Raw genomic sequence first — 14604 nt, 5'->3', positions numbered from 1 at the left:
CGACGAGCCCCCGACGGACTCGTACGCACGTACACCCGAGCCCCCCGCGGGCGACCGCTGATCAAACCGGCGGCACCGAAGATCCCTCTTTCGGGCCAATCCCCTTGCGCTCCGGCACGTCCTGGCGGCACAGGGCTCATGATCTTCGTCGTGCATGGACCCCTCTCGACTCAACCCGCCCTTGCGGCACGGGCCTTGGCGGCGGCGACGCTGACCTGGGCGCTCGTCGGCGCACCGGCCGGGGTCGCGGTGGCCGACGCGTGCGCGTACGCCTCGACGGGGCCGGACGGCACGGAGGCGGTGGCGTACGCCGGGAGCAAGAAGACCTGGCCGACCAAGCCGCCGTGCCCGGCACCCACGCCGAGCCCCTCCCCCACGCCGAGCGCGCCCCCGTCCCCGCCGCCGAAGCCGCCCCCGCCGAAGCCCACCCCGACGCCCGAGCCGCCACCACCGAAGCCTGCGCCCCCGAAACCGGCCCCCACCACGGCCAGACCCGCGCCACCGCCGCCAGAACCACCGCCCGCGCGGCGACCGGCGCCGGCCCCGCCCCGGCCGGTCCCGGAGCCCGTGCCGCCGACGCCCGCTCCCCGGGCACCGGCTCCGCCGGCCACCCCCGCGCCGCGTCCGTCCGCGACACCCGTGCACTACCCGCGCTATCGCGCCGCCCCGCCCCGGCCACGGCCGGCGAACGGCACGCTGTCGCCGCTCACCTTCGTCCTGCTCGTCACGGTGCCCGCGGTGGTGGCCGTCGCCGCGCTGCGCGCGCGCTGATCCCTGAAGCCCTGGAGGTACCCCTTGCCGGAATGGCTTGTTCTCACCCTCGCGATGCTGGCCGCCTGTGCCGTGGTGGTCGTCATCACCTTCGTACGCCACCGCGCGGCGCCCGAGGACGAGGACCCCAGTGAGACTCCGGACGTCATCGAGTACATGACGATGTGGATCGGCGTGGTCTACGCCATCGTCCTGGGCCTGGCGATCGCCGGTGTCTGGGAAGGGCGCAGCGCCGCGCAGGACCATGTCCAGGCCGAGGCGACCGCGCTGCACGAGATCTCGGAGCGGGTACGGGTCTATCCGGCGGAGGAACGCGACCGCATCCGGGACGACATCCGCACGTATGTCAGCCATGTCGTGACCACCGAGTGGGACACGATGGCCGACGAGAGCGAGGTCACCGAGCGCGGTGCCCGGCTCTTCGAGCGGATCCGCCAGGACGTCACCGACTACGAGCCGGCGACGGACTTCGAGGCCCAGGCCTACCAGCCCTTGATGGACCAGGTGACCGCGGCGAGCCAGGCCCGGATCGCCCGGGCGGAGTCGACCGGGGAGACCATGCCGGGTGTGGTGTGGTTCGGGCTGATCGCCGGGGCCGTCGTCACCATCGGGATGATCTTCGCGCTGCAGATCCGCAGAACCACCCGCGAGCTGGTCCTGGCGGGGCTGTTCTCGGCGCTGATCGCCTTCCTGCTGTTCCTGATCTGGGACTTCGACTCTCCCTACAGCAGGGGCGTGACCGCCTCGGCCGACCCGTTCCTGAACCTCTTCCCGGGCGTCGGGGACTGACGACGCCTCGCACCACACAGCCCGGCCGGGGGGCGTGCGACACACCGTCGCCGTCCCCCGGCCGCGTGGCGGATGGTCCCCCGGTCGGTCCACACCCGTGCCCCATTCGCACTACAGCGATCGCGCCGCCCCACGTGCTTTTCTAGCGTTTCGGGCATCGAGGTGCATTGGTGACGTGAGCGGAACAGGTCCGCGATTGCTCCTCGGGGACCGGAGGATCCACCATGCGCGCGATATGTCTCGCTTCGGCCGTAGTGCTGGGCACCGTCGCCCTCACCTCCTGCGTGCCCGCCGACGCGGCGGTCCGGACCGACTTCGGTTTCAGCGTCGAGCCCTCCACCGTCAGGGCCGGGGGCGACGTCACCCTGCGGGTGGTGCGCAATGAGGCGTGCCGGGGTGAGGCGGCGGTCAACTCACCGGTCTTCGACCTGGTCACCATCCGGCCGTACGAGTCCTGGGCGAGGGCCAGCGTCGACTGGGACGCCAAGCCCGGTGCCGTGTACATCGTGGAGTTCGAGTGTGACGGGTCGAGCGGCACCGCGCACCTGACGATCGCGCGCGGCCGCCCGACCCACCACCCCACCCCTCACCCGACGCGCCACCCCCACAGGGGGGTGCACGCCGGGGAGGGCGGCACCATCGCCGGCTTCGACCTCAAGGAGATCGGCCTCGGCGCCGCGCTCATCGCCGGGTCGCTCGGTGTCGCCTGCCACTTCGCGCGCCGCCGCCCCGACGAGGACGCCGGCTGACCCCTCCCGCACCGCAGGTCCTCGCCCCGGCTCGCCGACGAGGGAGAGCCGGAGCGAGGACCGTTCACGTGCGAGGTGACGGCGCGTCCAGGAAGGGTGCGGCGATGGTGTCAGATGTTCCGCTCGGCCCGGCGGCGCATCCAGAACACACCGCCGCCGACCACGGCCGCGGCCACGAGACCGCCGCCGATGGCCACGTCGGTCGGCGTCGCACCGGTGGTGCTGCTGCCGCCGATACCGCCGCGGACACCACCGATGACGGTGAAGGCCTGCGGCTTGGTCATCCGCCTGCCGTTGCAGTCGACCGTGATGTCGTACGGCCCCGGGCGGGCGTTGCTGTTGATGATGGCGGTGCCCCGCGCGGTCCCGCTGCCGCCGCCGTTGCCACCGCCATTGCCGCCGCCATTGCCGCCTCCGTTGCCGCCGCCGTTGCCACCGCCGTTGCCACCGCCGTTGCCACCGCCATGGCCGCCGCCGTTGCCGCCATCGCCGCCACCGTTGCCGTCGCCGCCCCGGTTGCCCTCGTGGCCCCTGCCGCCATCGCCGCCGACCGGCGAGAGCCGCGTCGGCGAGAACGCGTTGGACGTCGCCGTGCCGCCGTGGCGGCAGCCGTCGACCGTGATGGTCAGCTGGCCGCCGCGGGCGATCACGCTGGGCAGGGCGGTGATGTTGCTGGGCGTGTCCCACGCGACGGCCGCGGGGGCGGAGAGGCCGAGGGCGGCGACCGCTGCGCCGGCGACCGCCAGGGCACGAGTGTTACGCATGTGAACCTCCGCGGAAGACGCCCCGGGACCCGTCCCCGGTCGATCGGCGAGAAAGCGCCTCCCAGAAAGACAGTCAGTTGCCGTGCCCCAAGCCGCATTTCGGGAATGGTCCGTCCTGGTGAGAGAAGGCGGTGGGGGAAAACCGCGCAACCGGATATCCCCGCAGGTCACGGGCCGTCAGAAATTTCCTCGCGGCGGCAACTCGGATGGCGCACCACATGTCGCCGCACCGCCCCGCACCTCCCGCGGCCACCCGTTCGCCGCCGCCCCGTCGCCGGTTTCCCGCACGCCACTTAGCGTGTCGCTATGCGCGATGGACACGGCGACGGCCGCGTCGAGAGGGGATGGCGAATGTCTGCGTCCGAGCTGGCCCAGGCGGAAGAGGAGGCCCGGCCCAGGAAGCGCGCCCCATGGGGTGTGATAGCGCTGGTTCTGCTGACCGGCCTCGCGCTCATCCGGAACGGTTCGGGTGAGTTCGACGAGGGCCCGCCGCAGCCGGCGACCGCGGCCGCGGCGGACAGCCGGGTACCGGGCGGCACCTTCGCCGGGACCGTGCGGCCCTTGTCCTACGCCCTCCCGGACCGGGTCCGGATCCCGGCGATCCAGGTCGACGCGCCGATCATCCCCGTCGGGCTGGACGCGGACGGCTGGGTCGGCGCACCGCCGCCGGAGGACCCCAACCTGGCCGGCTGGTTCACCGGTGCCGTCACCCCCGGCGAGAAGGGCACCGCGGTCGTGGTCGGCCATGTCGACAACCAGCAGGGTCCTGCCGTGTTCTACGGGCTCGGGGCCCTGAAGCAGGGACATCGCGTCGAGGTCGCCCGGCAGGACGGAAAGACCGCCGTATTCGAGATCTACGGCGTCGAGGTGTTCGAGAAGGACAATTTCCCCGGCGACCGTGTCTACGCGTCCAAGGGCGCCGCGGAACTGCGGGTCATCACCTGCGGCGGCGGTTTCTCCAAGCAGGACGGATATGCGGGGAACGTCGTCGCGTTCGCCCGCCTGGTCGAGGTGCGCTGAGCGTTCCCGGCCGGGCGGGCGAAAGCCCCGGTGTCCTTACGCGTAATCCCGCCGGGGCACCGTGACGTGGTAGCCGGAGTCCAGCAGTTCGGGGAGGTAGCGCCGCAGGGCCCGCACACTCTGCGAGCGGTCGCCCCCGGCGTCGTGCGCGAGCACCACGACGCCGGGGGCGGCGCCGCGTTCGACCCGGTTCGCGATGGACCGGGCCCCGGGGGTGGTCCAGTCGAGGGTGTCGACCGTCCAGGCGAGCGGCTCCATGCCCAGTTCGGCGCCGATCTGGAAGGCGGCGCGGTTCCAGGCTCCGTAGGGTGCGCGGAACCACTCGGGGCGCTCTCCGTAGGCGTCCTCGATGACGTCGGAGGTGCGTTCCATCTCGGAGCGGATCTGCCGGCGGGTGAGGCGGGTGAGCAACGGGTGGGACCAGGTGTGGTTCCCCACGACGTGGCCCTCGTCGGCCATCCGGGCCAGCATCCTCCGGCCACCGGCGACCATCTCGCCGCACACGAAGAACATCGCGCGCACGTCGTACTCGGCCAGGGTGTCCAGGATGTCCGGGGTGTAGCGGGGATCGGGGCCGTCGTCGAAGGTCAGCACCATGGTGCGGCCCCGGCCGGACACGCGCAGCAGCGGTTCGCGGCGCACCAGGGTCCGCCGGGGAGCGGCGCGCGGCGGGCCGTAGCCCGTCAGGGGCTGCAACCGGTACGCGGAGGACTTGACGAGGCTGCGGGCCCGGGGGCCCGCCGCCGGGGCGGAGGCGACGGAGCCGTCCCCGGTGACAGCCGTGACCACTCCGGCCGTGGCGGCCGCTCCCACGGCGCCGGCCCCCGCGATCAACGCCCGGCGCCGGGTGAGCAGCCGGGAGAGCAACTGATCCTTCTTCATGACTCATCAGTCGCCCGGCGGGAGGCCGACGCACGCGAGCAACACCGGTGCGGCGGCACAGTTTCACCCGTTCGGCCCACGCAGATGGGTCAGCGGCGGCGCACCAGGGGGAAGGGCAGGGTCTCGCGGATCGTCAGTCCGGTGAGGAACATGACGAGCCGGTCCACGCCGATGCCGAGGCCGCCGGTGGGCGGCATGGCGTATTCGAGGGCGTCGAGGAAGTCCTCGTCGAGCTCCATCGCCTCGGGATCGCCCCCGGCGGCGAGCAGGGACTGGGCGGTGAGGCGGCGGCGCTGCTCGACGGGGTCGGTGAGTTCGGAGTAGGCGGTGCCGAGTTCGGTGCCGAAGGCGACGAGGTCCCAGCGTTCGGCCAGGCGCGGGTCGGTGCGGTGCTGCCGGGTCAGCGGGGAGACGTCGGTGGGGAAGTCCTTGTAGAAGGTGGGCAGCCGGGTCTTCTCCTCGACGAGCCGCTCGTACATCTCCAGGACGACGTCGCCGTGGCCGTCGTCGGCGGTGTACGGCACGCCGGCGCGGTCGCAGAGCCGCAGCAGTTCCGGCAGTTCCGTGCCGGGGCGGATCTCCTCGCCGAGGGCCTCGCCGATGGCGCCGTAGACGGTCTTGACGGGCCACTGGCCGGAGATGTCGTACTCCTTGCCGTCCTTGTGGGCGACGGGGGTGCCGAAGGCGGCGGTCGCGGCGCCCTGGATCAGTTCACGGACGAGGTCGAGCATCACGTCGTAGTCGGCGAAGGCCTGGTAGGCCTCCAGCATCGTGAACTCGGGGTTGTGCTTGTAGGAGACGCCCTCGTTGCGGAAGGTGCGGCCCATCTCGAAGACCTTTTCCAGGCCGCCGACGCACAGTCGCTTCAGGTACAGCTCGGGGGCGATGCGCAGGTAGAGGTCGAGGTCGTAGGCGTTGATGTGGGTGGTGAAGGGGCGGGCGTTGGCGCCCCCGTGGATCTGCTGGAGCATCGGGGTCTCGACCTCCAGGTAGCCGCGTTCCAGCAGGCCCTGGCGCAGGGCCTGGACGGCGGTGGAGCGGGCGCGGACCACCTGGCGGGCGTCGGGGCTCGCGACCAGGTCGAGGTAGCGGCGGCGGACCTTGGCCTCCGGGTCGGCCAGCCCGCGGCGTTTGTCGGGCAGCGGGCGCAGGCACTTGCCGGTGAGCTGCCAGGAGGTGACGAAGACGGTCGGCTCGCCCTTGTCGCTGACGCCCGCCTCGCCGGTGACGGTGATGTGGTCGCCGATGTCGGTGTCGGCGGTGAAGCGGTCCAGGGCGGGGCCGGAGCGGTCGCGGGTGAGGGCGAGTTGGTGGTCGCCCGACCAGTCGCGCAGGACGACGAAGACGATGCCGCCGAAGTCGCGGACCAGCATGATCCGGCCGGCGACGGTGACCTGCTCGCCCGGCCGGACCTCGGCGAGGGTGTGGGTGCGGGCCGGGACGGCCACCGGGTAGGGGTCGGTCCCGTCGGCACGCAGCCGGTCGAGTGTGCGGTGCCGGACGCGGACCTGGTCGGACAGGCCGGAGAGGGGGTCGGCGGGCTCGGTCCCGTCCCCTCCGGCGAGGCCGAGCGCCGCCAACGACGGCAGCCCCTCCGTGGTGGCGGGCCGCTGCCCGCCCTTCGGGTGCCCTTTTCCCCAGAGTTTGCGCATGGACGGTACGGAGACGAAACCCTCGGCGATGCCGGAGGCGAGGCCGACCCGGGCGAGGGAGGCGGCCTCCGCGTAGCAGAGGAAGCGGGGGTACCACTCGGGGTGGTACTTGGCGTTGGAGCGGTACAGGGCCTCCAGCTGCCACCACTTGGAGAAGAACAGCAGCAGGCGGCGCCAGAGGCGGAGCACGGGTCCCGCGCCGATGCGGGCGCCCTCCTCGAACACGGAGCGGAACACGGCGAAGTTCAGGGACACCTTGCGCACGCCGAGTTTCGGGGCGGCGGCGCACAGTTCGGCGACCATGAACTCCATGACGCCGTTGGGGGCGGTGCGGTGACGGCGCATCAGGTCCAGGGAGACGCCGTCCTTGCCCCAGGGCACGAAGGACTGGATGGCGAGCAGCCGGCCGTCCTGGTCGAGGGCCTCGGCGAGGAGGCAGTCGCCGTCGGCGGGGTCGCCGAGGCGGTCCAGGGCCATGGAGAAGCCGCGTTCGGTCTCGGTGTCGCGCCAGGCGTCGGCCCGTTCGACGAGCCGGCGCATCTCCTCCTCGGAGAGCGTGGAGTGGCGGCGGACCCGGCAGGTGACTCCGCTGCGGCGGATCCGGTTGACGGCCTGGCGGGTGACGCGCATGTCGCGGCCGTCGAGGTCGAAGTCGAGGACGTGCAGGATCGCCTCGTCACCGAGCTGGAGCGCGCCGAGCCCGGCGCGGACGAAGGCCCGGGCGCCCTCCTCGGAGGCCCCCATCACGGCCGGGACCCAGGCGTAGCGGCGGGCCACGTCCTGCCAGGCGGCGATCGCGTGCGGCCAGGCCTCCCGGTCGCCCACCGGGTCGCCGCCGGCCAGGCACACCCCGGCCTCGACGCGGTATGTGACGGCGGCCTTGCCGCTGGGTGAGAAGACGACGGCCTTGTCGCGGCGGGTGGCGAAGTAGCTGAGGGAGTCCTGGTCGCCGTAGCGGCCGAGGAGGGCGCGGATGCGGGTCTCCTCGTCGTCGTGCAGGGCGGCTTCCAGGCGCTGGGAGCGGAACAGGGTGGCGGCGGCGTTCAGCAGGGCGAGCGCACCGAACAGGCCGAGCAGGAAGTACAGGGCGTGCGGCGGGCGGCCGTCGAAGGAGCCCGCGGGCACCAGGCCGCCGCAGACCCGGTTCGCGGCCCAGGCCAGGCGCTCGCCCCTCGGCAGGCTGCCCGGGAACGCCTCGACCAGGGCCCAGCCGACCAGGATCGCCACGACCAGGCCCGCCACCAGGACGGCCAGGGCCCGGCGGACGGCGGCGCGGCGGGAGGCGGCGTAGAACTCCTTGCGGGCGTAGATCAGCAGGATCAGGGCGAGGCCGCACACGACGAAGGACGGGACGGACTCGGCGAACTCGCCGACGGCCATGCCGAGGATGTCGGTCAGGACCAGCAGGCCCAGGTAGACGACGACCAGCCACCAGGCGATCTTCTTGCGGGCGCCGGTCGCGGCGGCGAGCAGGAACAGGAAGACCGCGTAGGCGAGGTTGGCGCTGACCGGGACGAGCAGCAGGTCCAGGAAGCGGACGAGGGGGCGCAGCCCGGTGCGCAGCGGGGGGATCAGCGCCAGCAGGGCGCAGAGCAGACCGAGGGCGCCGAAGAAGACCGCGAAGCCCTCGGGTACCCGGCTCAGGAAGCCGTGCGCCCGGCGGGGCGGCCGTATGGCGCCTGAGGTGCCCCCGGCCGTCCCGGTGTCCGCGATGACGCTCATGCTTCCGACTCTAGGAACACCCGCGCCTCCCCGCCCGTCGAGCGCTCCCGCCCGGCGGGCGGACCTCGGTGTTCCGATAGCCTCGCGGCGTGACGGAACAGCACGCCCATCGGTTCGAGCGGGGCACGGACGGGCCCAAGGTGATCGTGGCCGGGGTGGACGGCTCCGAGTCCTCCCTGCGGGCCGCGGCTTACGCCGCCGGGCTGGCCCGCCGGCAGCACGCACTGCTCGCGGTGGTGTACGTGCAGCCGGTGCTGGCGGCGGGCGCGGCGCTGGGGGCGCCGGTGGCGGAGACGACGGACGAGATAGCCGAGGACCTGGTGGCGCAGATCCGGGAGGCGGCCGAGCGGCTCAAGGGGATATTCGAGGTCCGCTGGGAGTTCCACACGTTCCGCGGCGATCCCTACAACGGCCTGGTGACGGCGGCCGACGAACTCAAGGCGGACGCGGTGGTCGTGGGCGCCTCGGAGCAGGCGGGCCACCGCATCGTCGGCTCGGTGGCGGTCCGCCTGGTGAAGGCGGGGCGGTGGCCGGTGACGGTGGTGCCGTAGCGGGTGACGCCCGGGCGGGCGGTGCGGGAGGTGACCGCCCGGGGCCGTGCCGGCGGCCGCTGTTGTGCGGCCGGTCCTTCATGAACCGCCGTCAGGTGTCCGCGGGGCTTAGGGCAGCCGCAGCGGGCCTACTCCCCCATCACCAGGCCGTCCCCGGCCGCGCCGCGGCTGAGGACGACGTCACGGATGCGGTCGCGGACGGCCCGGACGTCGGCGCCCTGCGCGATCGCCCGGTTGAGGTTGACGACCCGGCCCGCGTCGACGTCGAACAGCTGCGGGACGAACTCCGCCTTCGTCACCTTCCAGCGCTCGCCGGGCCGTGCGGGCGGGGCGAAGGTGAAGCGGCCCAGGGTGGACTGGTTGCCCCGCGGGTCCTTGGCGCCCTGGTAGTTGGTCATCTCGCCGGCGATCTGGTCGCCCATGCCGTAGATCACCCAGGTGCCGTTGACCTTCTCGTAGGCCTGCGGGACGTGTGCGTGGGTGCCGAGGATCAGGTCGATGTCGGGGCGGTTCCCGGTGCGTGCGGCGGTGAGGGTCCGGGCCAGGGTCAGCTGCCGGTCGTCGGGGGCGTCCTGCCACTCGGTGCCCCAGTGCAGGGAGACCGCGACGACGTCGGCGCCCGCCCGGCGCGCGGCCCGGGCGTCCTCGATGATCCTGGCCTCGTCGATGAGGTTGACGGCCCACGGCTGTCCGGCCGGGAGGGGGAAGCCGTTGGTGTCGTAGGTGTAGGCGAGGTGGGCGACCGTGGCCGTGCCGGCCCGCAGGACCGTCGTCGTGCGTGCCTCCTGCTCGGTGCGGGCCGATCCGGCGTGCCGGACCCCTGCCCGGTCGAGGGTGTCGAGGGTGCGGCGGATGCCGTCGGCGCCGTCGTCCAGGGTGTGGTTGGAGGCGGTGGAGCAGCCGTCGTAGCCGGTGACGGCGAGCGCCCGGGCCACCTCGGGCGGGGACTTGAAGGTCGGGTAGCCGGTGTAGACGCCGTCCGCGCCGTAGACGGTCTCCATGTGGCACAGGGACAGGTCGGCGCGGGAGACGACGGAGCGGATCCCGGCGAGCATCGGCCGGAAGTCGTAGCCGGTGCCGTCGGCGTCGAAGCGGGCCCGGTCGATGATCGTGTCGTGCGGGAGGACGTCACCGGAGGCGACGAGTGTGAAGCCGCGGGGTCCGGCGGCGGCCGGTGCCGGGCGTCCGCGGTCGGGCTTGTCGTGGCCGCGGGCCTGGCAGGCGGCGCCTGCGGCGAGGACGACGGTCAGGGCCAGGGCGATCTGTCGACTGCGCGCGAGCATGCATTCACCCCACTGTGGGCGTTGTGGTCGTATTTACGCACAATCAGGAAAGAAGGCTCTCGACGCCCCACGCTGCTCCGACACGCTCATCAGCCCGTCCGGCACCCACATGGCCGGGCACCCGACCGTTCGTCGAACCGTTCGTCGACGCGATCGACCGTCCGCCGCACAGCCGGGTACGTGCCCTGTGCCGGGGCCACACCCTGCGGTGGCATACGGCCATGACGGCCGGATCCACTCTCACGAACGGAACGACCGCCGAGCACGAGCTCGCCGCACTGCAGCGGGAGCACGGCCGGCCCCTCTTCGCGTTGCTGCTGCGGCTGTGCGACGGCGACCGGCAGCGCGCGGAGGACCTGGTCCAGGAGACGCTGGTGCGTGCCTGGCAGCACCCCGAGGCCCTGCGCGCCGACGATTTCGACTCCGTACGGCCCTGGCTGATGACCGTCGCGCGGCGGCTCGCGATCGACGCCCGGCGAGCCCGCCAGGCCCGTCCGCCCGAGGTCGGGGACGCGGTGCTGGAGAACGCGCGGGTCATCTCCGACCACGCCGAGCGGGCCGCGGCGATGCTCGATGTCCGCCAGGCTGTGAAGACACTCACTCCACAGCACCGTGAAGTCCTGGTGCTCGTGTATTTCCAGGGGGCGAGTGTGGCGGAAGCAGCGGCGACCCTCGGGATCCCGCCCGGTACGGTGAAGTCCCGCGCGTACTACGCGCTGCGCGCCCTGCGCAGGGTGCTACCGGGTTACGCCGCCGACCTGCGGTGAAACCAATGGATGGGTCAAGCCTCCGTAAAGCGCCTTGCCGATGACCCCGGTTGAGTAATCGGCTGTTCTCATCCGTGTTCCGGAGGGGGGCCGCGAGCGTCCCCGGGGGCCCGGTGTCGGGCAACGCGCACGTACCGGAGGAAGGCAGGAAGGGATGCTGGACGAAGAGCAGGGGAGCACGGACGGCGCCGACGGCGAACTGACCGTTCCCATGGCGTGGTTGTACGCCGAGTACATCGCCGACGAGCTGCTGCGGACGGGCGATCTGATGCCGCCGACGTCCTTCGAGTTCCGCGCCGGGCGGGACGCCCTGGCGCTGACCATCTTCCTGTCCGACACCGACGGGGAGCTGTCCGGCATCCGGGTCGTCACGCAGCTGGAGACGTGGCTGTCGCTGACGGCGTACGACCAGCCGTGGCAGGAGTGGGTGCGCGAACGGCTGGCCGAGCTCGCCGCGGGCGCAGCGCGGACGGGCGGCCCCGCACCGGACCTGGACCTCGCGGAGGAGGCCTGGCGCTGGCTCCAGGAGACGGAGCTGCTCGCGCCCGATCTGAACGCGGTTCCGGGCGGTGCTCCCGTGGCCGGGGAGGACGACGGGCCGAAGGTCTGGACGCCCGCCTGGCAGCTCGGACTGCCCCTGGGACACCTCGCCATCCATCTTTTTTGAATTTCTGCGGCCCCGGACCAATCCGGGAGCCGGAGGGCTCCGAATCCTTTGGTTGCGATTGTGTCACCGGCTTGAGTGATTCCGCTGCCTGGTCCGTACCGGTGGGAGCAAGGAGTAACCCCACCCGCACCCAACGGCACGAGGATTCGGCATGAGGTCCCTGGAGAGGCATCGCGACGTCGCGGCCTACGCGCTCGGCGTGCTGGACGAGGCGGAGGCCTTCCGCTTCGAGGACCACCTCATGGAGTGCCCTCGGTGCGCTGCAGAGGTGACGGAATTCGGCGCCACCACACGGCAGTTGATGCTGTACCGGCGCTCCACGCCCCGGTTCGTGCACCCGATGGCGCAGCCCGGTCCGCGCATGCTGGACGCGCTGCTCGCCGAGGTGGCGACCCGGCGCCGGGCCGGACGCAGACGCCTGCTGTTCGCCCTGGCCGCCTCGGTGGTCTTCGCGGCGTCCGTACCGGGCATCGCGATGATGGCCCAGGGCAGCAGCGCCGAGGAGCCCCGGACGGTCGCGGCGACCGACACGCGGACGGGGGTGTGGGCGCAGGTGACGACGGCGGACGAGGCCTCGGGCAGCCAGGTCGAGCTGAAGGTGAAGGACGCCGCCGGGCCGCGCGCCTGCCACCTGGTCATCATTGGACGCGACGGCACCGAGGAGACCGCGACCAGCTGGCACGGCCCGGGGCACGACGCCGACCCCGACACGATGATGGCCAGCACCTCCATGCATCCGGGGCAGATCGCACGCTACGAGATCCGCTCGGCCTCCGGCGAGGTCCTGTGGAGACTCCAGCCGAGCTGACCATCCGTCCGCCCCGGCCGCCGGGCGCTCCCCCCGCCCCGGTGTGAGACTGCTGGCGACGCACCCGGGAGATCACCGGGTGCCCGCGGTCCCGGCGGAGGGAGACGAGGTGACGACGGCAGAGACCGGCGGCGGTCGCCTGGAGGAGTTCCTCGCCGACCCGGAGACCTCGGCGCTGGAACTGCCCGCCGCGGTCGCCCGCTGCACCGCGGCCCTCGGCCTCCAGCACTCCGTGGTGTACCTGGCCGACCTCCAGCAGCGCCGGCTCGTGCCGCTCACCGACGTGACCCGGTCCCTGCCCGTCGACGACTCGCTCGCCGGCTGGACCTACCGCACCCAGTCGCTGCGGGTCGAGGAGTCCGGGACGGGCGGCATGACGGCCTGGATCCCCCTCCTGGACGGCGCCGAGCGGCTCGGCGTCCTCGCGGTGCTGTCCCCGTCGCTGACCCCGGCGGTGCTGCGCCGCGGCCGGGCCCTCGCCACGCTGCTCGCCATGATGATCACGTCGAAGCGGGCGTACAAGGACTCCTTCGTCCGGCGTACGCGCACCGAGCCGATGCGGCTGCCCGCCGAGATGCTGCGGGCCTTCCTGCCGCCGCGCACGATCGGCACCGCCCACGTGGTGTCCACGGCTGTTCTGGAACCGGCCTACGACCTCGGCGGCGACGCCTTCGACCACTCCCTCACGGAGACGGCCCTGCACGCCACGGTCCTCGACGCCATGGGGCACAACCTGGCCTCCGGGCTCACCACGGCCGTGGCGCTGGCCGCGTGCCGCAACGCCCGGCGGACCGGGGCGGACCTGCCCGAACTGGTCGAGTGCGTCGACGACGCCCTGGCGCACTGGCTCCCCGACCAGTTCTGCACGGGCGTGATGGCCCAGCTGGACCTGGCGTCCGGAGTGCTGCGGTGGAGCAACTGCGGGCACCCCACCCCGCTGCTCATCCGCGACGGGCGGCTGCGCACCGACGCCATGCTGCGCGATCCCGAACCGCCGATGGGGCAGCCGTCCCTGCTCGCCGGGCGGCAGCGGCAGACGCACGAGATCGCGCTGAAGCCCGGCGACCGGGTCCTGATGTACACCGACGGGGTGACCGAGGCCCGCACCGGCGACGGCGCCGAGTTCGGCCTCGAACAGTTCGCCGACTACATCATCCGCACGATGGCCGCGGGCGAGCTGGCGCCCGAGACGCTGCGGCGGCTCATCCACTCCATCCTCGACTCGCCCGCCGGCCGGCTACGCGACGACGCGACCATCCTGATGTTCGAGTGGACTCCGCCGCCGCGCTGACGCGGCACCGTCTCACTTGAGCAGGCGGGACATCCTGCGGTCCGCGAGCGGCTTGCCGCCCGTCTGGCAGGTCGGGCAGTACTGGAGCGAGGAGTCGGCGAAGGACACCTCGCGGATGGTGTCGCCGCACACCGGGCAGGGCTCGCCGGTACGGCCGTGGACGCGCAGTCCGCTCTTCTTCTCGGCCTTGAGCCGCCCCGCCGCCACGCCCCGGGACCGTTCGACCGCCTCGGTGAGCGTGTCGCGCAGGGCCGCGTACAGCCGTCCGGTCTCCTCCTCGCTCAGGGACGCCGCCAGCTTGAACGGCGACATCCTCGCCGCGTGCAGGATCTCGTCGCTGTAAGCGTTGCCGACACCCGCGATCAGGCTCTGGTCGCGCAACGCGCCCTTGAGCTGCCGTCGTTCCCCGGCCAGGAGCTCCGCGAGGCGCCGCTCGCCGAAGTCGTCCGCGAGCGGATCGGGGCCGAGCCGGGCCACGCCCGGGACCTCCTGCGGGTCGGCCACGACGTACACCGCGAGCCGCTTCTGCGTGCCGGCCTCGGTGAGGTCGAACCCCGCGCCGGTCTCCAGGGCCACGCGCAGCGCGAGGGGGCCCTTGCCGGGGCGGGGCGGGCCGTCGGGGAGGCGGTCCTTCCAGTGCAGCCAGCCGGCGCGGGCCAGGTGCGTCACGAGGTGCGGGCCGTCCGCGGTCGCGAGGTCGAGGAACTTGCCGTACCGGCGCACGGCGGTGACCTCGCGGCCCTCCAGCACGGACAGGGGCGGGTCGTACGTCTTCAGGACGCTGATCGCCACGGGCAGCACCCGTACGATCTCGTGGCCGACGAGGTGCTCGGTCAGGAAGTCCTTGAGCGCCTCGACCTCGGGGAGTTCCGGCATGGGTCCAGAGTG

At 72.8% G+C, this 14604-nt stretch carries 15 protein-coding genes; 9 read left to right on the top strand and 6 right to left on the bottom strand.

Features of this window, described 5'->3' with window-relative positions:
* Positions 1-170: 170 nt before the first annotated feature.
* Positions 171-611: a hypothetical protein gene (locus tag OO68_RS47550; protein ID WP_033307895.1), complete on the bottom strand. Its 441-nt coding sequence runs from the start codon at positions 609-611 to the stop codon at positions 171-173.
* A 28-nt stretch (positions 612-639) separates the two neighbouring features.
* Between OO68_RS47550 and OO68_RS48270 the strand changes: the two genes are divergently transcribed.
* From OO68_RS48270 to OO68_RS10245, 3 genes are all read left to right on the top strand, one after another.
* Entirely contained in the window at positions 640-771 is a 132-nt protein-coding gene (locus OO68_RS48270; RefSeq protein ID WP_033308025.1) for a hypothetical protein, read from the top strand.
* A 54-nt stretch (positions 772-825) separates the two neighbouring features.
* Positions 826-1560: a bestrophin-like domain gene (locus OO68_RS10250; RefSeq protein ID WP_033307894.1), complete on the top strand. Its 735-nt coding sequence runs from the start codon at positions 826-828 to the stop codon at positions 1558-1560.
* 224 nt (positions 1561-1784) lie between these two features.
* Positions 1785-2309 (top strand): hypothetical protein, encoded by a 525-nt coding sequence (locus OO68_RS10245; RefSeq protein ID WP_033307893.1) that lies wholly within the window; start codon positions 1785-1787, stop codon positions 2307-2309.
* A 110-nt stretch (positions 2310-2419) separates the two neighbouring features.
* Here OO68_RS10245 and OO68_RS10240 read toward each other — a convergent pair whose 3' ends face one another.
* Complete coding sequence (locus OO68_RS10240) at positions 2420-3073, bottom strand: hypothetical protein (RefSeq protein WP_033307892.1); 654 nt, start codon at positions 3071-3073, stop codon at positions 2420-2422.
* A 351-nt stretch (positions 3074-3424) separates the two neighbouring features.
* Between OO68_RS10240 and OO68_RS10235 the strand changes: the two genes are divergently transcribed.
* Positions 3425-4093 (top strand): class F sortase, encoded by a 669-nt coding sequence (locus OO68_RS10235; protein ID WP_033307891.1) that lies wholly within the window; start codon positions 3425-3427, stop codon positions 4091-4093.
* A gap of 36 nt (positions 4094-4129) precedes the next feature.
* Here the strand turns inward: OO68_RS10235 and OO68_RS10230 are convergent, their stop codons facing one another.
* Positions 4130-4975, bottom strand: a complete 846-nt coding sequence (locus OO68_RS10230; protein WP_033307890.1) for a polysaccharide deacetylase family protein — start codon at positions 4973-4975, stop codon at positions 4130-4132.
* Between the two features lie 89 nt (positions 4976-5064).
* The gene (gene lysX, locus OO68_RS10225; protein WP_033307889.1) at positions 5065-8349 is read right to left on the bottom strand and encodes a bifunctional lysylphosphatidylglycerol synthetase/lysine--tRNA ligase LysX; all 3285 of its coding nucleotides are present in this window, start codon (positions 8347-8349) and stop codon (positions 5065-5067) included.
* 89 nt (positions 8350-8438) lie between these two features.
* On the opposite strand from lysX, the gene OO68_RS10220 reads away from it, so the two are divergent.
* On the top strand, positions 8439-8900 hold the full coding sequence (locus tag OO68_RS10220) for a universal stress protein (RefSeq protein WP_033307888.1): 462 nt from the start codon (positions 8439-8441) through the stop codon (positions 8898-8900).
* Between the two features lie 128 nt (positions 8901-9028).
* Here the strand turns inward: OO68_RS10220 and OO68_RS10215 are convergent, their stop codons facing one another.
* Positions 9029-10183 (bottom strand): CapA family protein, encoded by a 1155-nt coding sequence (locus OO68_RS10215; RefSeq protein ID WP_033307887.1) that lies wholly within the window; start codon positions 10181-10183, stop codon positions 9029-9031.
* Between the two features lie 221 nt (positions 10184-10404).
* On the opposite strand from OO68_RS10215, the gene OO68_RS10210 reads away from it, so the two are divergent.
* From OO68_RS10210 to OO68_RS10195, 4 genes are all read left to right on the top strand, one after another.
* Positions 10405-10950: a sigma-70 family RNA polymerase sigma factor gene (locus tag OO68_RS10210; RefSeq protein WP_033307886.1), complete on the top strand. Its 546-nt coding sequence runs from the start codon at positions 10405-10407 to the stop codon at positions 10948-10950.
* Between the two features lie 154 nt (positions 10951-11104).
* Positions 11105-11617 (top strand): hypothetical protein, encoded by a 513-nt coding sequence (locus tag OO68_RS10205; protein WP_033307885.1) that lies wholly within the window; start codon positions 11105-11107, stop codon positions 11615-11617.
* 151 nt (positions 11618-11768) lie between these two features.
* Positions 11769-12425, top strand: coding sequence for a zf-HC2 domain-containing protein (locus OO68_RS10200; RefSeq protein WP_033307884.1), 657 nt, complete (start codon positions 11769-11771; stop codon positions 12423-12425).
* A gap of 109 nt (positions 12426-12534) precedes the next feature.
* Positions 12535-13716, top strand: coding sequence for a PP2C family protein-serine/threonine phosphatase (locus OO68_RS10195; RefSeq protein ID WP_033308024.1), 1182 nt, complete (start codon positions 12535-12537; stop codon positions 13714-13716).
* A gap of 12 nt (positions 13717-13728) precedes the next feature.
* On the opposite strand, the gene OO68_RS10190 is transcribed toward OO68_RS10195, so the two are convergent.
* Positions 13729-14592 (bottom strand): Fpg/Nei family DNA glycosylase, encoded by an 864-nt coding sequence (locus tag OO68_RS10190; RefSeq protein ID WP_033307883.1) that lies wholly within the window; start codon positions 14590-14592, stop codon positions 13729-13731.
* Positions 14593-14604: the final 12 nt, after the last annotated feature.

Source organism: Streptomyces iakyrus (assembly GCF_000717055.1).
GTDB classification, from domain to species: Bacteria; Actinomycetota; Actinomycetes; order Streptomycetales; family Streptomycetaceae; genus Streptomyces; species Streptomyces iakyrus.
The sequence above is the reverse complement of the archived record's forward strand: the minus strand, read 5'-3'. Positions and strand labels throughout refer to the sequence as shown.